Origin of the sequence: Corynebacterium mustelae (assembly GCF_001020985.1) — a bacterium.
Classification (GTDB): Bacteria; Actinomycetota; Actinomycetes; order Mycobacteriales; family Mycobacteriaceae; genus Corynebacterium; species Corynebacterium mustelae.
This window is the reverse complement of the sequence record NZ_CP011542.1, coordinates 3,155,645-3,175,518: the sequence shown is the minus strand read 5'-3', so window position 1 is coordinate 3,175,518 and position 19,874 is coordinate 3,155,645. Positions and strand designations below refer to the sequence as shown.

Annotated in this window: 26 protein-coding genes; 18 read left to right on the top strand and 8 right to left on the bottom strand. The window is 51.6% G+C overall.

Features of this window, described 5'->3' with window-relative positions:
• Positions 1-4: 4 nt before the first annotated feature.
• A complete protein-coding gene (locus CMUST_RS14155; RefSeq protein WP_047263054.1) occupies positions 5-823 on the top strand; it encodes a Cof-type HAD-IIB family hydrolase in 819 nt (272 codons plus the stop codon).
• 69 nt (positions 824-892) lie between these two features.
• Here the strand turns inward: CMUST_RS14155 and CMUST_RS14150 are convergent, their stop codons facing one another.
• Complete coding sequence (locus CMUST_RS14150) at positions 893-1,777, bottom strand: trypsin-like serine peptidase (RefSeq protein ID WP_052844805.1); 885 nt, start codon at positions 1,775-1,777, stop codon at positions 893-895.
• Between the two features lie 394 nt (positions 1,778-2,171).
• On the opposite strand from CMUST_RS14150, the gene CMUST_RS14145 reads away from it, so the two are divergent.
• Positions 2,172-2,729, top strand: coding sequence for a hypothetical protein (locus tag CMUST_RS14145; protein ID WP_047263053.1), 558 nt, complete (start codon positions 2,172-2,174; stop codon positions 2,727-2,729).
• A gap of 119 nt (positions 2,730-2,848) precedes the next feature.
• Positions 2,849-3,070, top strand: coding sequence for a hypothetical protein (locus CMUST_RS14140; RefSeq protein WP_047263052.1), 222 nt, complete (start codon positions 2,849-2,851; stop codon positions 3,068-3,070).
• Between the two features lie 212 nt (positions 3,071-3,282).
• Here the strand turns inward: CMUST_RS14140 and CMUST_RS14135 are convergent, their stop codons facing one another.
• Positions 3,283-3,816 carry a phosphotransferase-like protein gene (locus tag CMUST_RS14135; RefSeq protein WP_052844804.1) on the bottom strand — a complete coding sequence of 178 codons (534 nt, stop codon included), beginning with the start codon at positions 3,814-3,816 and terminating at the stop codon, positions 3,283-3,285.
• Between the two features lie 192 nt (positions 3,817-4,008).
• Here CMUST_RS14135 and CMUST_RS17090 point away from each other — a divergent pair, with 192 nt between their 5' ends.
• The 8 genes from CMUST_RS17090 to CMUST_RS14095 all read left to right on the top strand — a co-directional run bounded on the left by CMUST_RS17090 (position 4,009) and on the right by CMUST_RS14095 (position 7,687).
• Positions 4,009-4,245, top strand: coding sequence for an Asp23/Gls24 family envelope stress response protein (locus CMUST_RS17090; RefSeq protein WP_236690128.1), 237 nt, complete (start codon positions 4,009-4,011; stop codon positions 4,243-4,245).
• Positions 4,148-4,492 carry an Asp23/Gls24 family envelope stress response protein gene (locus tag CMUST_RS14130; protein ID WP_236690127.1) on the top strand — a complete coding sequence of 115 codons (345 nt, stop codon included), beginning with the start codon at positions 4,148-4,150 and terminating at the stop codon, positions 4,490-4,492. The genes CMUST_RS17090 and CMUST_RS14130 overlap by 98 nt, the downstream gene beginning before the upstream one ends.
• 208 nt (positions 4,493-4,700) lie before the next feature.
• Positions 4,701-5,105 (top strand): Asp23/Gls24 family envelope stress response protein, encoded by a 405-nt coding sequence (locus tag CMUST_RS14120; RefSeq protein WP_047263051.1) that lies wholly within the window; start codon positions 4,701-4,703, stop codon positions 5,103-5,105.
• Complete coding sequence (locus CMUST_RS14115) at positions 5,102-5,647, top strand: DUF6286 domain-containing protein (protein WP_047263050.1); 546 nt, start codon at positions 5,102-5,104, stop codon at positions 5,645-5,647. The genes CMUST_RS14120 and CMUST_RS14115 overlap by 4 nt, the downstream gene beginning before the upstream one ends.
• Positions 5,648-5,666: 19 nt before the next feature.
• On the top strand, positions 5,667-6,293 hold the full coding sequence (locus CMUST_RS14110) for an Asp23/Gls24 family envelope stress response protein (protein ID WP_047263049.1): 627 nt from the start codon (positions 5,667-5,669) through the stop codon (positions 6,291-6,293).
• Entirely contained in the window at positions 6,290-6,880 is a 591-nt protein-coding gene (locus tag CMUST_RS14105; protein ID WP_052844803.1) for an RNA polymerase sigma factor, read from the top strand. Before CMUST_RS14110 ends, CMUST_RS14105 begins: the two co-directional genes overlap by 4 nt.
• A complete protein-coding gene (locus tag CMUST_RS14100; RefSeq protein ID WP_052844802.1) occupies positions 6,877-7,362 on the top strand; it encodes a hypothetical protein in 486 nt (161 codons plus the stop codon). Before CMUST_RS14105 ends, CMUST_RS14100 begins: the two co-directional genes overlap by 4 nt.
• Entirely contained in the window at positions 7,346-7,687 is a 342-nt protein-coding gene (locus tag CMUST_RS14095) for a transcriptional regulator (protein WP_144414238.1), read from the top strand. The genes CMUST_RS14100 and CMUST_RS14095 overlap by 17 nt, the downstream gene beginning before the upstream one ends.
• Before the next feature lie 34 nt (positions 7,688-7,721).
• Here the strand turns inward: CMUST_RS14095 and CMUST_RS14090 are convergent, their stop codons facing one another.
• The 3 genes from CMUST_RS14090 to CMUST_RS14080 form a co-directional block, all read right to left on the bottom strand.
• Positions 7,722-8,651: a NaeI family type II restriction endonuclease gene (locus CMUST_RS14090; protein ID WP_052844801.1), complete on the bottom strand. Its 930-nt coding sequence runs from the start codon at positions 8,649-8,651 to the stop codon at positions 7,722-7,724.
• Positions 8,652-8,659: 8 nt separating this feature from the next.
• On the bottom strand, positions 8,660-9,703 hold the full coding sequence (locus CMUST_RS14085) for a DNA cytosine methyltransferase (RefSeq protein ID WP_047263045.1): 1,044 nt from the start codon (positions 9,701-9,703) through the stop codon (positions 8,660-8,662).
• A gap of 337 nt (positions 9,704-10,040) precedes the next feature.
• Complete coding sequence (locus CMUST_RS14080; protein WP_047263044.1) at positions 10,041-11,927, bottom strand: N-acetylmuramoyl-L-alanine amidase; 1,887 nt, start codon at positions 11,925-11,927, stop codon at positions 10,041-10,043.
• 324 nt (positions 11,928-12,251) lie between these two features.
• Here CMUST_RS14080 and glf point away from each other — a divergent pair, with 324 nt between their 5' ends.
• From glf to CMUST_RS14060, 3 genes are all read left to right on the top strand, one after another.
• The gene (glf, locus tag CMUST_RS14075; protein ID WP_047263043.1) at positions 12,252-13,415 is read left to right on the top strand and encodes a UDP-galactopyranose mutase; all 1,164 of its coding nucleotides are present in this window, start codon (positions 12,252-12,254) and stop codon (positions 13,413-13,415) included.
• A gap of 136 nt (positions 13,416-13,551) precedes the next feature.
• Positions 13,552-13,848 (top strand): hypothetical protein, encoded by a 297-nt coding sequence (locus tag CMUST_RS14070; protein WP_047263042.1) that lies wholly within the window; start codon positions 13,552-13,554, stop codon positions 13,846-13,848.
• Between the two features lie 465 nt (positions 13,849-14,313).
• Positions 14,314-14,718 carry a hypothetical protein gene (locus CMUST_RS14060; RefSeq protein WP_144414236.1) on the top strand — a complete coding sequence of 135 codons (405 nt, stop codon included), beginning with the start codon at positions 14,314-14,316 and terminating at the stop codon, positions 14,716-14,718.
• Between the two features lie 7 nt (positions 14,719-14,725).
• On the opposite strand, the gene CMUST_RS14055 is transcribed toward CMUST_RS14060, so the two are convergent.
• On the bottom strand, positions 14,726-15,457 hold the full coding sequence (locus CMUST_RS14055) for a hypothetical protein (RefSeq protein WP_047263039.1): 732 nt from the start codon (positions 15,455-15,457) through the stop codon (positions 14,726-14,728).
• Positions 15,458-15,584: 127 nt separating this feature from the next.
• On the opposite strand from CMUST_RS14055, the gene CMUST_RS16170 reads away from it, so the two are divergent.
• Positions 15,585-16,241, top strand: coding sequence for a hypothetical protein (locus tag CMUST_RS16170; protein ID WP_052844800.1), 657 nt, complete (start codon positions 15,585-15,587; stop codon positions 16,239-16,241).
• Here CMUST_RS16170 and CMUST_RS14045 read toward each other — a convergent pair.
• Both CMUST_RS14045 and CMUST_RS14040 read right to left on the bottom strand, forming a co-directional pair.
• A complete protein-coding gene (locus tag CMUST_RS14045; protein ID WP_047263038.1) occupies positions 16,218-16,952 on the bottom strand; it encodes a hypothetical protein in 735 nt (244 codons plus the stop codon). The two genes, CMUST_RS16170 and CMUST_RS14045, sit on opposite strands and share 24 nt — an antisense overlap.
• Positions 16,953-16,956: 4 nt before the next feature.
• Complete coding sequence (locus CMUST_RS14040) at positions 16,957-17,721, bottom strand: hypothetical protein (protein ID WP_052844799.1); 765 nt, start codon at positions 17,719-17,721, stop codon at positions 16,957-16,959.
• Between the two features lie 23 nt (positions 17,722-17,744).
• Here CMUST_RS14040 and CMUST_RS16165 point away from each other — a divergent pair, with 23 nt between their 5' ends.
• The 3 genes from CMUST_RS16165 (at position 17,745) to CMUST_RS14025 (ending at position 19,854) form a co-directional block, all read left to right on the top strand.
• On the top strand, positions 17,745-18,899 hold the full coding sequence (locus CMUST_RS16165) for a hypothetical protein (protein WP_052844798.1): 1,155 nt from the start codon (positions 17,745-17,747) through the stop codon (positions 18,897-18,899).
• On the top strand, positions 18,899-19,357 hold the full coding sequence (locus CMUST_RS14030) for an NADAR family protein (protein WP_047263037.1): 459 nt from the start codon (positions 18,899-18,901) through the stop codon (positions 19,355-19,357). The genes CMUST_RS16165 and CMUST_RS14030 overlap by 1 nt, the downstream gene beginning before the upstream one ends.
• Before the next feature lie 251 nt (positions 19,358-19,608).
• Positions 19,609-19,854 (top strand): hypothetical protein, encoded by a 246-nt coding sequence (locus CMUST_RS14025; protein WP_144414235.1) that lies wholly within the window; start codon positions 19,609-19,611, stop codon positions 19,852-19,854.
• Positions 19,855-19,874 lie beyond the last annotated feature (20 nt).

Here is a 19,874-nt window from a genome sequence, read left to right as displayed (position 1 = left end):
AACAATGATCCCGAAGCTAATTGCAAGTGACGTCGACGGAACGTTTATAACCTCCAGCGAACGTGTCACGCCTAGGCTTCGGGATGTCGTGCTACGTGCCACAGCCGCTGGCAGTCACTTCACCTTGGCGACGGGCCGACCGCCGCGCTGGCTGTTTCCCGTTCTGGAGCAACTTCCACTGCGCCCGATATGTGTCTGCGCGAATGGGGCGGTGCTTTATGATTCCGAGGCGGATCGCGTGCTGCACACCCGGACTTTAAGTCCGCATGTGATGCGGGAGATTGTTGCTCGGGTAGACGAAGTGTTACCTGTTGGTGTAGCCGTGGAACGTGCTGGGCAATCCGCTTTTGATCGTTGCGATGAGCTTTTCCTTGTGTCGGAAGGTTTTGTGCACGCATGGGAATCTGAGGAACACGGTGAAGCTGACGTGGATACGGTGGTTTCTCAACCCGCTATTAAGATGCTGTTGCGCAACCACACCGCATCGGCGAAAGAAATGTATGCGGCTGTGCGCAGCGTGGTTCCAGAATCCATCGCACATGTGACGTTCTCTATCGGTGAAGGTCTGCTGGAACTATCCGCACCGAATGTGACCAAGGCTTCCGGGCTTGAAGAATTGGGCAATATCCTGGGCGTTTCCGCCGAAGATGTCATTGCGTTTGGGGATATGGCTAATGATATCGAGATGGTTCGGTGGGCAGGAACAGGTGTTGCGATGGGTAACGCCATCGACGCGTTAAAACAGGTGGCGGATGAGGTAACTACATCGAACGACGATTTCGGGGTAGCGCGGGTATTAGAGCGAGTTTATGGACAGTCGTAAAAGTCGATAATCAAGGTACATGTTAAAGGTGGTTTTGCCATTCAACGAAAATTGAATGGCAAAGTCAAGTTACGATCCGACTTCAATGGTTTCAAGATTTGAAACATTCACGATGATGCTGAATAAATCAGGGTGGATACGAGTTCCAACATTATGGCGATTTGTTCCTCCCCGGTGTAGGGCATAGAGGGTGGCAGTGTCGTCAACGACAGGTGAGCCAGACTGACCTCGGAACGTATCGGCTAGGTACTTAACTTCAGTTGCGGTAAATCCAATCGTTTTGTTTCGATCTTTCCACATGGTTTTGGTTTGTTTATCTGATGGGTATCCAATGACGATGGCGAATTTTCCTTGTAGCTCGTTGTCAGTAGGTATTTTCATTCCAAACCAGCCAACTTCGTTACCGAGTGGCTGATCCAGCTTAATGATGCCCCAATCCTTGCCAGGATCTGTAAAGTTTGAGTCGTACCAAACCTGGGTGGCTTTTGCCGTCGGAAACAACTCGATATCTCCATTTGCTCCAGGGGTAAAACTAATATCTGCTGCACCACGAGCTAAGCAATGCCCAGCGGTTATTACGGTGTCACTGCTGATGAGGGAGCCTGTGCAAAACTCTGCTTGTCCACCTGCGCCGATGAAGTTTATTTGCCCAATCCAGCGAAACGGAGCTGTTGCAGTGTTGTGGACTTGTTGCCTGGAGTCGAACCCGATGACTTTTTCTAGCATCCAATGTGTTCCTTGCGATGAAGGTGTGGATGTAAATCCAGGGTTATTCAGCAAGCTACTATTTGTAATCGGATGTTCGGTGTCTTGTTTGCCATCAATAATGTTGTAGCCAACAGGCGAAAGCTGGGACTGTTCTTCTGCAAAAGCTTGTGGGGAAGTAGACGCTAACAAAGCCAGTAGCAATGTGCTGATTATGGCGGTAAGCCTATGTTCAATTCGAATAGCCATGAAATGCAGTATTACCGAACCGAGGGGTTTTTGGAATCGCCTTATCTTATGTTTTTCCTAGACTAAAAACCTGAAGCATTGCGATCACTGCCTCATTTTTTAGAAAAATAAATGAAAGTAGTGCGAATTTTCAATGAAGCTGTGAAGCTTTAAATCTTTAACTTTTATCTCTTAATGAAGAAGTTGGTTTGCTATTTGCTTCAATTTAGATAAGGGCTCAGTTTTTATAGCAAGTTTTTCATTGGGTTACCCTATCGTGGGGGTATTGCTAAAAGTTTTTTATTGCATTTCTAGAAAAAGTTCTATGTCTTATCTAGTCTCGGACTCATGCACAAATGTGGAGTATGTGCATGAGTCCAAGAAATCAACATTCGCAAGAAAGGTTAGGTCTATCATGCGAGCTGAACTATCAAAGCGGTTAGTGGCCGCTTCGATGGTTGCCATTCTACCAATGGCGAACATCTCACTTGCAAATGCGCAACCTGTAACGTACGAAACGCAGGATTCTGCCCAGCAGCTTTCAGCTGTAGAGTTCGAAAATGCTACACAAGAAGAGCAGGTTGAGGCTCTGGCTGAACTGTTAAAGGAAATGGATGAGGCTGGATCTGAGGCAGAAGTGCAACAGCTTTTCGTTGAACGCTTCGGGCAAGATAACCTTGAAGATGCTGCGGCGCAATTGGGTACAAACACTTCCGAGGTATTCCGTGAATCGGATGAAGTTGTTGAAGAAGGTTTTGGGGAATTCCTCCAATGCATTAAAGGTAAAGCAACGAATGACATCAAAAAAGCTTTGGATGTCAATGTGGTTGCCGCATTTATTGGGCAGAAGGATTATGCGAAAGCCGCTTGGGCTATTGTGAAGCACCTTGCGAAACAAGGGATCAAGCGTAACGCATTTGCGATTGCTGGCATGCTTGCCTGGTGGGCTTGGCAGTGTAGGCACAACTGGTAGCAACTATTTCAGGGATTTCCCGGGCAACGTTGACGTGCAGACATGATGGCGAGGTCGAATTTGCTACCATGTCTGTACGGTTCGAAGTTAGATTCTTGACATAAAGAAAGGAGCAAGAGATGGAAAGAAGAGCGGAAAATGCTTGGTCGATAGATTTATCATGGAAAAACCTGCTATTGCGGTGGGTTACATTGATTGTGGGGCTCTTAGGGTATGTCTTTCTTCTTAAACTTTTGGGTTTTGACTCAAAAGTGGATTGGGAGCTTTACTCCAATCTTGTTGCACTGGGAACACTAATTCTCTTTGTTGTGGCAGTGTATGGGCGGCCGAAGAAAGATTAGTGGATGCCCAAAAGTCTTTTGACTAAGCTTTCGCCTTGATATTTTTTGTTTTTAAAGCAATGTAGAAGCATCAGGATATGGTGCTTCTACATTGCTTTTATTCGCTTGGTTTTGCTGTGTGATCTCCTGCGAAACAGCTGATGTGGTGTTGGATTGCGTATTGTCACGGCTTGGTGGGAACGGGGGATTTATTTGACTGGGGGAATGATTTTTCACTCTGGGTAATTGATATAACCAAGGATTTTCCGGGCTATCTGTTCTGGTGTTAGCCGATCGGTGGTGAGCCTGATGTCCGCTGTGTAGCGGTGGTCCACACAGCTTAATTGGCTGGTAGCCATTCCGGCGGGGCGATCGCCACGACTGGCCTCGCGTCGTGCGAGTTCATCGGGGGAACATTCAAGTGCCACCCACACTATGTCATTGCCACTAAAAGCTTGTGAAAGGGTGCGTTTGCTGGTGATGGGGTCAAGGAAAACATCGTCATAGACAATATGAACGCTGGTGCGGGCGAGGTGCCCTAGGGCGCTGAGCCAGGCGTCGAAAAGCATATGAAACGTCGCGCCCGTGCTGACGGTGCCAGTTTCAGAAATCATTAGCCCGGCGGGGGAACCAACGAGTTTGGGCGGTAGTGCGTTGATGAAATCATCAATGGAAAACCGTAGCCACGCACCGGGGGCGATGTTTGTTAAAGCTGCGGCGGCGGAGGTTTTTCCGCAGCTTGATGGGCCGTTTATCACGACAATCATGGCTTTTATCTTTCTCTGTTGATACTGCAACATGTTGGTTTTTCTCGGCATGTCGCCAGGACACGCACCCACAATTCTATATAGTGATTCAAATCACACAATATTGGCGTGACAACTCCTCAAGTCACTGCGTCTTACTAGTGTCCCAGTTGACGAAAGTCGTTAACTACAAACTTTTGAAGGAGACACACAATGAACAATAACTCAATCCCACAAACCGGTCAGCAGCGCGAGATCGCACAGCACCGTGAAGAAAAGCGTCACGAGAAGAACGAAACCGCCAACCGTGGCCCGCTGCAAACCGAGCACGGCGTAACCACCATTGAAGAAAATGTTGTTGCAAAGATCGCCGGTATGGCTACCCGCGAGGTGCCCGGCGTCTACGACATGGGCAACGCTGCACGCCGCGCTTACCGACCGTATCCCTAACGCTCAGACCAACGTCGCAGGCGGCATTAGCGTAGAAAAAGGCGAAACCCAAGCAGCTGTGGACGTCACCGTTGTTGTTGAATACGGAGTCTCCATCGTAGAGGTAGGAAACGCTATCCGCCGCAATATTATCGAGCAGGTTGAAGGCACCACCGGCCTCGAAGTGATTGAAGTCAACGTAAACGTTACCGACGTCCACTTGCCAGACGAGGATTCTGACAACTCCTCCACCACCGAATTGAAGTAAACCCAAAGATCTACGCTGCAACCAAGGAGTATGCATGAAGACCACACACCTAGCTATCCTCATTGGACTGTTCCTCGGCACAGTTCTAGCTTTCGGATCCTTCACTGCTTTCGTCCTGGTGGCACTATGCGGCCTCTTCGGGGGAGCCGCGGGTCCTTGCCTTAGAAGGCCGACTTGATGCCCGCGAGCTCCTGGACCGCTGGAGGCAATGACGCCCGTGACCATTAGCGACGAAATTGCAGAAAACATGAAGGGAACCGCCCCACAACGCGGCACCACAACCATACCAGCACGTGTTGTCGCCCGCATCGCCGAACAAGCAGCCTCTGAAGTGCGCTTTGTCGGCTCCGCAGCGGGTGGAGTCATGGGAGTCGGAGCGCGCCGGGACTTTTCCTCCCGCCCTACCGTCGAATGTGATCTCTACGGAAACATGGCGGTACTACGCATGGACATCGGCATGGTGTTCCCCCTGCCACTACATTCCAGCGTTCAAGAACTACGTGAACGCATGCGCACTCGAGTTGAAAACCTCACTGGACTAGAAGTAGGGCGCATTGACATCGAGATTTCCTGGCTCGATCCCAGCAGCACAATAAGAGGAGCACTGCGATGAACAACGACCCCCGAAGTCTCACCCGGCGGCCGACCCGGACGATACCAGCCACAGTGTTGGCAATCGTGCTGGTAGCTCTAGGTGCCGTAGGGCTATGGCTACTTGGAACGCATGTCGTGACTGGCCAGTGGCCCCATCAAGCACAAAACACGATGGAAACGATAGCGTCAACCCAGCTCGCTTCCACCGCAGTTATAGTCGCCGCCTGCGTTCTCGCGGTTATCGGAGTGCTATTACTTCTACTTGCTCTGTGGCCCGGCCAGCCGCGCCGGGTTGCAGTACTCGCCGACGACATTCCCGGCGAGACCGTAATGACCCGTCGGGATCTGGCCACATTGGTTCAACACCGCGTGGAACAAGTCGATGGAGTGGACTCGGTGAAGGTTAACGCTAGTCGACGTCGGGCTGACCTTCAGGTGGGCAGCGTTCTTGGAAACTCTGAACCGTTGCATTCCGCAGTACAGGCGGCCGCCGAAGATGCACTGTTGCAGCTAAAACCCGCTACAGGCATTCGACCTCGGGTGCGGCTTCGCCGCACATAACTAAAGGAGGATACAGATTATGCGTTCCATTTCTGGTATCAAAAACCGGGTTGTGCTTGCCATTATCGGACTACTAATTACCCTTGCGGCAGCTTGGTTGGCGGCAACCCTGCTAAACCTGGGTGTTTCGTGGCCACAACTGCAACCACTTTTGCCAAATCCACACACGCACATCGGCGCTTTGCTGAGTGCGAACAGCAATTGGCTCTTTCCCGCAGCCATTGCGATTGCCTTGATCGCGTTGATCGTGGGTATCGTGATGCTCATTTCCCAAATTCCGCGTAAAGCACGTACTGCGCCCCTACGGTTGGTCGACACTGACGGCACCCTCATGGCCACGGTTTCCCCAGACGTACTAGCACGTGCTTTGTCCGAGCGGGCTGAAGAAGTACCTGGGGTGTCTGGTTGCTCAGTCTGGGTGGCTGGTTCCTCACGCAACATCTGGTTGCAAGCAAGCGCGAAGATCAGCCAGGAAGCTCAGGTTTCGTGGGCGGTCGCCGCGTTACGACGCCGACTCGCCGATGACATCACTGCTTCCTTAGGCACAGCACCGCAACAAGTAGATGTGATAATCAAACCTAGTAGCGGTACCGCTTCCGAGGCGGTCGCAGGGGTTGCTGACCATCGTCGGAAAGCGTTAGCGTGAGCCAACAAAACGACACACACTTAGTACTCAAAGCACAAGATGGCGATGTGGCTGCCTTTGAGCAATTGATCCAACGCTACCAAGGTCGCCTTTTCCGCACGGCATACATGGTTTTAGGTAACCGCCAAGACTCTGAAGATGTTGTGCAGGAAACCCTCATCCAGGCGTGGCGACGATTGCATTTGCTTCGCGAACCCGCCGCGTTTCGCGGCTGGTTGCTGAAAATTTGCACGAATAAAGTCACAAGTACCGTCCGGCGCTTAAGCTCGCATGGAACAGACCCGCACGACCCGACAAATTTTGAAGAATTAGCGGGTCAAAAAGGTAGTAGCGTGCATGCCGGAAGCTCCGCCAGCAGTGAGACCGACCCCGCCCGTACCAGCGAAGTCAATGCGCAGATTATGGCGCTCGCTGATGTCCTATCCACCGTGAGCCCCGAGCTACGCGCATGCTGGGCGCTTCGAGAGGTTGAAAGCATGTCCTATAAGGAGATCGCGCACACCCTAAACATCACCGAGTCTACGGCTCGCGGCCGGATAGCCCGCGCCCGAACGCTCATTATGCAACGGATGGAGGAGTGGAAATGAGCGACGAAGCCACCGGACGTTACCTCCAACTGATCAAATCCCTGCACGACGAATGGGATCTGATGGACGCGGACAACGACGAATCAGTACGTCCCTCCAGCCGAGTCTTCGACTCAGTTATGGAAGCGGTACGCGCTAACGCTCGTCACGGTGCTGAGGTTCACATGCCCGCAACCGAGCATGGACCATACACAATGACCGAGCTATCGCTACGTACCCTTGTGCGACAAGCAGTGGAATCTGTCCCCTTGGTCAGTGCACTATGTTCATCCTTTGAGTACTCCGAAGCGCCAGAAAACCAACGCGGCTACGGTCAACCAACCCGGGTTCGGTGTCGCATTAGCGTGCACGTGACCGCTAAGAACTACGCTGAACTTACCGCGCGGGTACGCGATGCAGTACGCACATCGTGCCAAGATAACCTTAAATTCGCCCCTGATGTCGATATTCACATAGAGGATCTTCATGATGACGACTTCTAACGCTCTAGCCACCGAACTGGTGAAAGTAGTTACGGGCATTTCAGGCGTTCGAGGTCTTGAGCCCGGTATTACCAGCGCACTTCGGGTCTGGGGTGCGCGCGTCAGCGGTGAAAATGATGGTGCAACCCGCTACGGAATTATTCTTGACGACGACTCTAAGACCGTAACCATCGAGGTGGGAATTGATGATTCCCGCCCGGTGAAAGAAATTGTCAGCGATATTCAAAACGCTACACGCGAAGTTTTCCAACGTTCCACCGATGTGGTCACCGCAAAACTTGAGGATTTCGTTGTCACAGTGAAAGTTAAGTCGTTATCAAGCTGATTATTGGTTTTATTCACTGCCAATACCACAATACTTAGGTGGTGGGCAGTGTTGGAGCATGCTCTATGGGGTCGGCATCAGTTGCGACCCGCCACAGTTTTGCAGCAAGAGAAACTGTATTTGGGGTTTGTGAGTCACAATTGGAACTAACCCTAACTGATATCATTTCGCCTTTGTTCGGGACCGTGATCCCAAGAACTTGGGCGATCTTTCTCTGCTCTAGGTAGTCTCCCCCGAGAATAATTATGCCCTCGGGGGCCAGTGTAGTTCGCGCACCACCATTGGCACGGACTCGCTTCATATAGTCCGCTTGTTGTGCAACAGTGGCGATGACATTTCGGGTGATTATTCGCTGCTGCGCAACACGGAACAATTCGTTTATACGTTGAGTTCCATGTCTATGAGATGTAATCAGCGAGACGGTTTCTTTGGGGAGGGTTAGTAGGGTGTTCTCTGGAAGCGTATGCTCCTGCCAACACCACGCGATCGCCTGCCGTCCTTGTTTAGAAATACTCCGTTTACGATCGCGATTACCGCCTTTAGTCAAAATTTCCTCAGTTACGTAGACGAAACCGAGATGCCAGTAGCGCTCATAATCATTTGCGTGGGTTACCATAGCGTAGTTCCCTACAGTTTCGGTCGGAATCATCCAACCAAAACGGGTTTTGGAAAATTTGCAATCCACATCGATACCGTCTATGGAAAAATCCATTCTTTCGCCGTCGCTGACGAACCCATCAAGTGTGCGTCTGAGGTAAATCTCCACCATGGTGCCCAGGTGGGTTGCCTCTGTTTTCGAAACTTGGTCAATACTGAAGCGACCAGTGCGTTGACCATCATAAATATGGTCTAAAGCCTTTCGTAAAGCTTTGCGACACTTTTCGCCATCAGGGTCAAAATTTCTTAAATGCTGTGCAAAGTTGATACTCACATTATCGGGTGTGAGCGGATGAACAGAATGCAAAATCTTCCTCAGACTGGAACGGATATTGGAATTTGGTTATTGATGTTAGCAGTGGTTGTGATCCTTGTTTTTGTTAATGCGTTATGGATTGCACGGCCGATTGCTTCTGCAACTGGTGGTGGAAAAGCATTGCCTACTTGACGCCATTGAGCGGTTTTTCCGCCCGCCCACTGCCACTCGGGTGGAAAACCTTGAATGACACCACCCATGGGGACTGTTAACCTCGGTAAGTTTTCAGAATCCCCTACAGGAAAATCCCTCCCAGGCGCCTCTTCGGCAATTGAGCTTCCTTTGACTCCCAGCTTTCGCCAGGCCTCACGTGCCCGTGACGGGCCAACGTCTGCGCCGCCATGTTTTTTTGATCCGCCGACAATGGTAGGTGCAATAGAATTAGCTTGAGCCGCCCAGTGTTTCGCTCCTAACCATCCGTTTGCCGACATCAAATCTTCTAGCGCTTCCCCAACTGTTGGTGGTTCAATGTGCTTGTCTGGCCATTGGAAAAATGCAGCATACTCATTTTTTAACGCTACAAGGATAAAACGCGGCCGTAGTTGGGGTACGCCGAAATCTGAGGCGAATAGCAATTTCCAGAAAACCGTGTAGCCTAGCACACTAAGTTCATCAATTATTTGTTGCCGATAAGTATCAAAGCGTTTCTGAGCCAGCCCTTTGACGTTTTCGAGCAAAACCGCCCGTGGATTAATCTCTCGAATTAGCTCAATTGCACGGGGGAACAAATCACGCTCATCAGCTGCGCCTAGTTGCTTTCCGGCGATGGAGAATGGCGGGCATGGAACTCCGCCAGCGAACAGGTCAATCGCATTTCGATAAGGCGTACCGTCGAAATCATGAATGTCTAGTTCGAAAACTGGCCACGGGCCGTGTAAGCCATCATGCGACCGATTCAGCCGCAAAGTCTCTGAAGCCCACCTGTCAATTTCGATCACGGCAGCATGGGTGAATCCTGCTCGTTCAAGTCCGAGTGCCTGTCCGCCAGCTCCTGCGCAAATTTCGATTGATTGTAAATGATTAGGTGAAGAACCGTTTTCCACGGTAGTACTTCTTTCAGAGATTTATGTTGAGTGGAGTTTTGTGGATTTTATCCTAGATCAATATCTATGATTGCCATCATTATATTCGAGGTGTCTAACATTAGACTCTAACATAGATCATTTGTTCGAGATTTATTGTTTGCTGTATAGACTGTGCTTTACTGTGGTGCTGGTCAATATCGGGAGAATAGGTTGTTCGCGGTTGTGCCAACTTTAGGGGGTTGAGGTCGTCGAAAAGCGAAAAACGCATAACGTAACCCCGCAGTATAAGGGAGAATACTGCGGGGTTACGTGTTCTTTAGGGAGATAACAAGGTCTTCCGGTCAGGGAAGTTTTATTATTCCGCCATCGCTTCTTCAGCGTTGACGTTGGTCTTTACATCGACGGCACCGGTTGCCGGATCGAAGGTAATATAGCCGCCTTCAAAATCCACACGGAGCAAGTCGCCGTCCTGGTACTCCTGGTTGAGTGGCAGGCCGAGTGGTCCCATATCAAGCCCCTGTGCAGCCCAGGTGTCGCCGATTACACCCCACAGCGCTTGAGATCCAGTCTCAGGGGAACCAATGATGATTCCGTTGTCAAACAGTGCGTAGGTGATGTCTTGTCCATAGCCATTGGTGTACTGGATTTCACCCGTGCGTGCCGAGCCCAGGATTGGCGATAGCGTCTTCCATAACTTCGAGATTGGGGAGTCAGAAGACAAACCGGCGATCTTGTCTACCATCGGCGGGATGGAAGATAAGGTAAGGCCATTGATAATCTTGACGTCACCCAGCTTGGAAAGGCTACCAGGCAGGACGCCCAATGCGGAAGCTATGCCAATAACCACCGAAATGAGAGATACTGCTGCGGTTGCCATCACCTTGGGGTCCTTGGTGTCACCGATGTTTTGCAGTTGCTTGAGTAGATCAAGCGCATTGGTTGCGGCATTGGATGCCCGATTGGAGTTCTGGCGAGATGGGGGAGTGCCCGCATTGTCTGTGTTGGAATCTGAGTTACCAGAGTCTGGGGTGACAATCGGATTGGAATTAGATACGCCACCAATCGAATCGTACTTGGCCTTGGCTGTATTGCGAATGGTACCCATTTGTGCATACGCATGGTCGCCGGGGCATTCGGTGAGGCCGACGTCACGGTGCGCGAAGATATTAGGCAACTCAACTCGGGTGCCTTGTGGGTAAGGGGTGTACTTAGTTCCCTCAGAGTAGTGGGCACCCTTGCCTGTTGGGTCAATGCCAGCTACCTTGGCGCGCCAACCAGCAAGTTCGCCAACAGCCTGGATCATTTCGGAAGAAGGTTGCGCGGTTTGATAGTTGCCGATCATAGAAATCGCCCAGGTGTTTTCGTTGAAGCCACCTGCATGAGCGCCGATGATGTCCTTATTTAGGCCGCCGTAGCGCCCCTCATAGAGGTTGCCGAATTTATCAGCAAGTGCGTGGTATCCGATGTCGCACCAGCCCAGGTTTTGGGCGTGGTACTTGTAAATGCCGCGCATAATGCCTGGTGCTTGTTCCCGGGTGTAGTTGTTGGAGCCAGCGGTGTGGTGAATGGTGATACCTGCGGTCCCATCACTGAAACTGGGATTGGAGCAGCGAATGCTTTCATCTGCACCCCAACCCTTGCGGGAAATGACTTTAGGTAAGCCATCGGAGTCGCTGGTCAGGTTGATTCCGTTAGCAGCAACCTCAGATTCACCGCCATCAATGAACACCACATCGAGTTCTTTAGCTTCGGTGCCTTCTACAAGGTCAACACCTGAGAGGGATACCTGAACAGCAGTGGTAGGTTCCACGAAGATAAGGTCGGTGCCTTGGCGGGCGTTGGGGTCGGAGGAACCGTAGTCGAGCGGCTCGGTGTCAAACCATTCGCTCCATGTTCCGTCTGGACGTTGGCCGCGAACAAAGGCTGCGAGGTCTTTATCGCCTTCCCATGTGATGGCAAACTGCGAGAATTCTTCATCGCGGTTAAATTGCTTGACGGTTCGTGCCGCGTCACCTTCGCCTTGAGCTGCGATAGCTGGATCGTCAACAACGATGTTTTCGCCGTCGGCGAGGCTTGCGGTGGTCATCGTTGGGTCGATGGGGTCAATCCCGTCGCTTTGGGTTTGCAATATTGATGTTGTGCCAATGCCCACCGCTGCACTCGCGACCAGTGCTGCCGCAACAATGGATGCGGTGACTGGGCGACGGTTTTGGGCAGCGATGAGACGACGTCGTTGCTTCACTTTTATCTCCCTTAATGTGAATTGTGTTCCTTGAACTGTGAACTTTTAAACCAAGGAAAACCTGACTTTAAAGTTCTAGTTTAGGGTTAGTTATCTGAGATAACAATAGAACATAACTGGGATAAATGAAGCATCTGATGGGTATGTTACTTATGTGAATTGCGTGAAAGTTGTGGCCTAGCTGCATATTTGTTGTTAAAAATATTTTTTAAAACGGCGTGTCGAATCCCTAAAAAACTCCACTAGATGTTCGCCACAAGTAGCAGACTTAATGCGGGTGTGGCGATTGCTGTTGCTCCCAGTTGACCATTACCCTTGATAAGCATGAGTGACTTTGACTTGATTGTTGTTGGCTCCGGTCTTTTCGGCCTCACCGTTGCTGAGCGTACTGCTTCCCAACTAGGAAAAAAGGTGCTCATCGTTGAACGCCGCAACCACCTTGGTGGCAATGCCTACTCGGAAGCAGAACCCGAAACTGGTATTGAGATTCACAAGTACGGCGCCCACCTATTCCATACCTCTAATAAGCGGGTATGGGACTACGTCAATCAATTCACAGACTTCACCGGCTACCAGCACCGTGTTTTCGCCATGCACAACGGCGTTGCCTACCAATTCCCGATGGGGCTGGGGCTCATTTGCCAATTCTTCGGTAAGTATTACAGCCCGGACGAGGCACGCGCACTCATCGCCGAACAAGCCTCCGAAATCAATTCCGAAGACGCCACCAACCTGGAGGAGAAGGCAATCTCGCTTATCGGTCGCCCCCTCTACGAGGCATTCATCCGGGACTACACCGCCAAGCAATGGCAGACCGACCCCAAAGAATTACCAGCTGGCAACATCACACGGCTCCCAGTGCGCTACAACTTCGATAACCGCTACTTCAACGACACCTATGAGGGTTTGCCTGTCGACGGGTATGCTGCCTGGCTGGAAAACATGGCAGCTCATGACAATATCGAAGTCCGCCTTAACACCGACTGGTTCGAGGTTCGTGATGAACTACGCGCCGCAAACCCGGATGCCCCGGTTGTGTACACCGGACCGCTGGATCGCTACTTTGACTACTCGGAAGGCAAACTGGGGTGGCGCACCCTCGACTTCGAAACCGAAGTGCTGCCCACCGGCGACTTCCAGGGCACCCCGGTGATGAACTACAACGATGCCGAGTTCCCCTACACCCGCATCCACGAGTTCCGGCACTTCCACCCCGAGCGGGAGGACCGTCACCCCAAGGACAAGACGGTAATTATGAAGGAGTATTCCCGCTTTGCCGACGAAGGGGACGAGCCGTATTATCCGATCAACACCCCCGCCGATCGCGAAATGCTGCTGAAATACCGCGAGCTTGCCGAAGCCGAAACCGCAAACAGCAAGGTGTACTTCGGTGGTCGCCTCGGCACCTACCAGTACCTGGACATGCATATGGCGATCGCATCTGCGTTAAGCATGTTCGACAACAAGCTTGTCGACGAACTGGCGTAGGCGGTTAACGCATGTGATGTTTTAGTTCTGTGTCGTGCCCCAAATTGGTGTGAATCGCCAGTTGAAAACACATTTTTGTGTAATGTATTCATATACGGACATTGATTGGTTGATCCAGAAAGGAGCAAGGTTGACGATGGAACAATTCAAGTTGCAAGCTTTTATGTATATTGATTCGGCAGAAAATATCGACCGAGCGCTTTTGGATTTTCGCCAAGTTTTGAGTCAAACTTTTTTTGCGGAACTGTCTCCCACAATCAAACGAACAAAACGTCCTGGGCAATTGTCTGTCGAATTTGTTTTTTTTGCCCAAGACGCCGATGCGGCGGAAAAAGCGGCAGATAGCATTATTCGAAATCTTTTTAATGAGGTTGCGGACATTACCCCGCGCCGCGAGGTTTCTCGTGGTAGTGATATGTTGGCTTATGCATGATGGGCTTTGATAAGTGTCCCTCAAAATAGAAAAACTGGTCAAGTTTCTCATTGAGTGTTGGGAAGCTTGGCCTTCTATTTTGATGGGTATAGCATCAATCTTTGCCATTTGTGCTTCAGCTTTTCCCGACCAGTCTTGGGCATTGTTTGGATACGTCGTTTATTTGCGGTACATTTTTGCTTTTCTCGCTGTAATTTGTACTGTGGTCGGTGGTTTTGGCCAATGGCGTCGCAAAGTTTCTCTTCGTCAGCTCCTCCAAGAAAGGGAACGATTCCAAAAACTTAGCAAACGGTATATAAGCGACGTTGAAGCCTTATTGGAAAAACTTCTTTTCCAATTGGTCAAAGAGTGCAAACTCAACAAAAGGAACGAATGCAAACCTGAAGTCCGTTGCTCTGTTTATTGCAAAGCTCCGAATGATGGAGATTATTTCATTGCCGTGAGCAGGATATCTGGAAATCCCGCTTGGAAGTCACTGCGAAAAGACGTTATCCAGCAAATTGGGGAGGTTTGAAACAATGCTGGCAAATGGGGGCATGTTGCGTTCGATGTGATGGCTTTGAAGAAGATGCATGGGTAAAAGAAGTAGTGAATCGCTATGACTTCCCTTATGACGAAGCAAAACAGATCCGCATGCAATCCCAGCGAATGGTGTTCATTCGATTGACTAATCGCGATGGTGAACCATTTGGAGTTCTTGTCATTGAAAGCATCGATAAAAAAGTTGCATTAAAGCTGGTTAACGATATTGGAAATTCGGCTTTCTTGCCGCTGCTCCAAGATTTACTGCAAATTGTTCAAGAAACTCATGCACAGGCGGTAATTCAGTTAGGCAATGAAGATGGTAAACAACAGCCAAACACTAACTAACCCAGCACTAGCGTTCGAACGTAAATAAAACGATCCGATCTTTTGGGTCGAAAAACGTGAGGATTTCCTGCCAGGAAAAATCTACATAGCTGAAAGAATCCACCGAAGCGATGAACTGGAACATGCGGCCATCCTCAGTAAGCGGGTAATAAGAAACACCCGTCTCGGAATCAGTCTCTACTTCAACTAACGGATAGGCATTGTTGCCTTCCCAATTTCTGTTAGGTGGTAGCCCTGCCCACTGCGAGATAAACCGTGGCTCGCCACTGGCAGGGGGTTCGGCATGGCTGTCGCTTTCTTCACGTACATATTTCAAAGTTCCGGTTTCGGCAAAACATGTCTTTCGCAACTGGTAAGCGGCATGGACATCGGCGTAAAACTGGCGGAATTCCTCCGTTGTTTTCAATGCATGGGTGGGGTGTTCGGCCTGGAAATACTGCCAATCGCCGAGGAACGAGTACGTGTTGTCGTCGTTAAGCTGAAACCCGATCCAATCATCGCATGCGTAGCGGGAATGAAACTCATCGGTGCCCTCCCCAAGGACGCACTCATAAGGCTCGACTGGGCAGATGATATGGATCGTGCCGGAATACGTGGGGTCGAAAGCCGCTAAATCGATAGAAACCAGCGGCAAGAGGAGGCGCGCGGCGCGATCGATTTCGTCTTTCGTTCCGGCGAACACGTTGCTTGGTTGAGGAAAAGGGGTGAGAAATGGTTCCAAATTAGCTACGTCAATCACTGTTTTCCATCCTTTTTACTAAGAACTTCCGACACCGTCACCCAATGATAGTTCGCAATTGCGCAGCGTATGGCACTATAGGGGAGGAAAATTTTCTTTCTCCATCTTGCCGAAAGCTGAACCGGCCATGACCTCCCATGTTGAATTAACTGACACGAAGAAACTCACTGCGGATTGCGAATGGGTGTATCGCATTCGCGCCACCCGGGACATCCCGGAACACGGGATAACTGCGGGTGAATTAGGCGGTTGGTGCGGGCACGTGGCATTTCCTGAGTGCATTGCGCCAGCAGCGTGGATCGCGGACGAAGCCGAAGTCTATGACATGGCCTCCGTCCAGGATTCGGCGATAGTTGCTGGCACCGCCGTCGTGGATTGCTGCGCGGAAGTCTCTGGTGCCGCGCGGATTAGTGGCAGTGCGCGAATTACTGACGACGCCACAGTCACCGGCTCGTCCCGGGTATCGGGGAATGTTGTGGTGGCCGGAACCACCACGATCGAAAGCTGCGATATTGACGGTGCCGGAACCATCACCGGGCATTCCGTGATTACTACATCGATCACGGTAGTCGGGTGCCTGGACAACGCCGACATTCGGCAACCGCACCACTATCACACGCTAGTTTTCTCCTCCGGTGATCGGGTGGCGGTGTATCGGACCACAACCGGGCAGGCAGTACTATCGCGACCCGAATTTTTAGAATCCATGCCGGAATCCGACCGCGATCTTCTCCGCGAAGCCCAAACCGCCGTGCTGCAGTTACGACCAATCGAAGGTGAATAGCACGAGGCGTTCTTTCGGTTCGAAGAACAGTAGGATGCTGTCTGCGCCATCTGCTGTGTACGAATACGCCGGGGTTTCTGCTATCAAGTAGAACCGGTTACCTGCCTCGGAAACAGGATAGTAGACAAGATCGCCATCAATTCCTGGTTCCTCAATGATCTGCATATTGGCAAGAGACGTTCCATTTAAATAAGACGCTGGTTCCTTCCAAGTGGAGAGATAGTTCTGTGCGTTGGGCTTGGCGTGTGCTTTTTCGATATCCTCGACTGCCTCAACCGATACAAGCTGGTTGTACCTTTTAAAGTATTGTTTCTGGGCTGCATAGGATGTCCGAATTCTGTCGCGAAACTCAAGGAAAAATTCGTTTTCTAGAAGTCCAGACTCAGGGTTTTCAGCTTCGAAGTAGCGCCAGTCGCCGAGGAATTCGTATTTATTGTCCTCGGTGAGCCGGAAACCAAACCAGTTTTCGCGTAGGTAGTAGTTGTAAAACTCCTCGGAATTCTGGCCAACGAAACCTTCATCTGGTTCGATTGGGCCAAGCATGTGGACTTTCAGCCCGGCAAATTCTGGGTCGTAGGCTTCCAGATCAATGGTCAGTAGCGGCAGCAGGTGTTCTGCAGCGCGGGTGATGTCTGCTTCGCTTCCGGCAAAGACGTCGCTTGGTTCGGGGAACGGGGTGAGAAATGGTTCGAGGTTGGTGATTTGTGGCATGTTTTTACGACCAATCGAAGGTGAATAGCACGAGGCGTTCTTTCGGTTCGAAGAACAGCAGGATGCTGTCTGCGCCGTGGGCAGCGTAGTTGTAGCCAGCGGTTTCTGCTATCAGATAGAACTGGTTGCCTGCCTCGGAAATTGGATAGTAGGCAGTATCTTCCATTTCCTCTTCTTCAACGGTGACAACGCATGGTTCTTCTTTTAACGGGATGGTAGCGAGGCCGACCCAGTTATCTTCCACTGCTGGTTCTTTCCAAGACTCAAGGTATTCAAGCACGTTGGGCTCGGCGTGTGCTTTTTCGATACCTTCGATTGTGTCAACCCATACGAGCTGGTTGTACTTTTCAAAGTACTGTTTCCGGGCTGCATAAGATTCCCGTAGTTCGTCGCGGTGTTTAATGAAGTCATCCCGCATAGTGCCGGTCATGAGCGCGGACTCGGGGTTTTCGGCTTCGAAGTAGCGCCAGTCGCCGAGGAATTCGTATTTATTGTCCTCGGTGAGCCGGAAACCAAACCAGTTTTCCCGCAAATAGTAGTTGTGATAGTCCTCGGTGTTTTCCCCGACCAGCCCCTCGTAAGGTTCGATTGGGCTGAGCATGTGGACTTTCAGCCCGGCAAATTCTGGGTCGTAGGCTTCCAGATCAATGGTCAGCAGTGGCAACAGGTGTTCTGCGGCGCGGGCGATGTCTGCATCGTTTCCGGCAAACACGTCGCTTGGTTCGGGGAATGGAGTGAAAAACGGCTCTAAACTGGAGATTTCGTACATGCGTTTATATTAAATTACAAAGCGTGAACTTTGAGCTGTTTGACGAAACAAAAACCAACGCACACGGCGTCCAGTTGTTTCGCATCCGTGCCACCCGTGATATTCCCGCCCGCTTTGTTTCCAAAGGGGATGTCGGGGGCTGGGTTAGCTCAACTCACACCGATTCCGGCAAGCCACGAATCGCAGATAATGCGTGGATTGCCGACGACGCCGAAGTGTATGGAAACGCCCGGATCACAGGTTCCGCCCGGGTGTATGGCAATTGTCGTGTTTACGGTTCCGCGCAGGTCACAGGCAATGCGAGGGTGTATGGTGCCGCCGAAGTATTCGGCAATGCGCACGTGACGGAACAGGCCCGGGTGTACGGCCAGTCGCAGGTCAGCGGGCACGCAACCATCGCCGGTCACGCTCGGGTGACTGGCTACTCTGGCGTCATGGGGAATGCGCGCGTGCATGAGCAGTGCACCGTCGAATCCGCAACGATCTACGGCAATGCCACGGTAGGCGGTTTCGCCGACATTTACGCAACTACAGTGCGCGATCATGCCACCATTACAGGGCTGCCCGACATCAGCTATTGCTTGGTCACCGGAACCGCCGCCATTCGCAGCCGCGAGCAGTTCTACATGGCATCGTATGATCGGCCGCAGCCGGGGGACGTCGAAAAGCAGCATTACGTGCTCACCGACACCACTCGCACGCTTCCCGACGGCACCGTTGTCTACCAAATCCAACACAGCGAAACCGGCGCGCGCGGCGGCTGGGTCCCCGGGACGCACACCCGCGCCGGGCGGCCGCGCCTTGCTGACGGCGCGTGGCTTGGCCCGCACGTCACGCTTTGCGACGACGCCACCGTCACCCAATCCACCATCAACGGCGACATCACGATCGCCGGAAACAGCACCATCGCCTTTTCTGAAATAACCGGCACCGGTGTAATTGCCGGAAATTCCTACATCTGGGCAGGCGAAATCACCCTTCGCGGCACCTATCGTGACCTATACTTAGAACCCTTCAGTGATGAAGACTACCGAGTCACCCACAACACCATCACCGTGCTGCGCACCTGCTCGGATACCTACGCCATTGAAGTCGGGGACCGGCTTTACCACTCGCTTGCCGAGCTCGATTCCCCCGACCCGATCATTTTAACCGCGCTACGAAATTGGGATAAATAATGTCAACGATCTACTTTTACAGCAACAACGACCCCTACGGCTTCCTTTCAAACTTCGCCAGATACCAGTTCTACATCGACGGATTACGGTGGGCCACCTCGGAACATTACTTCCAGGCCATGAAATTCCACGACCCCAAAATCCAACGTGAGATCCGGCTATGCCAGTCGCCATCAGCGGCAGCGCGCGCCGGGCGGGATCGGAAGAAACCACTACGTTCCGACTGGGAATCGGTCAAGGATTCCATCATGTATGACGCGGTATGGGCGAAGTTTAGCCAGAACCCGGACATTGCGGCGGAACTTCTTGCCACCGGCGACGCCACGCTAGTTGAACATACCGGTAAGGATTTCTACTGGGGCGACGGCGGGGACGGCAGCGGGCTTAACCGGTTAGGATCCATCCTGATGGAAGTGCGTACCCGGCTCCGGGAAGAACAGGAAGCCGAACAAGACTAAACAATTCGGCGAGTGAGCTGGCCGAAAGATTGTGAAGTCGGAGATTGCGGAAAGCAACTCCGGCTTTCTTCGTTGTCCCCGACCGTGAACTGGGCTTTTATCGGTGCCAGTGACGTTGCGGTGCTTCGCTTCAGGCAATCCCCGACTTCACGTCGTGGGCGTGAGTGGTTGCAGCGCGGGTGCTTGCTTTCAACGGGAGCAGTCTCGGCAGCGTGGTTTGGTATGAAGTCGGAGATTCCAAAACTTCGGTCGTGTGTTCGCATTTTTACCTGCGGTTTTGCGGCGAGTTATCGCTTGTCGACGCCTCCCAGTGGGCAATCTCCGACTTGACGGAAGAAGATGGACGCTACATTGACCAGGACTACAACCAGCTATCCGATGGATTTATGAAGTCGGAGATTTGGAGTCAGCGGGGTTACGCTCCTGCGGTTTCGGGACGTGATCTGTGGAATCTCCGACTTGATGTTGTGGCGCGGCCAGGTGCCGTGTGGCGGTAGTGCCGATTACACTTCGTTGG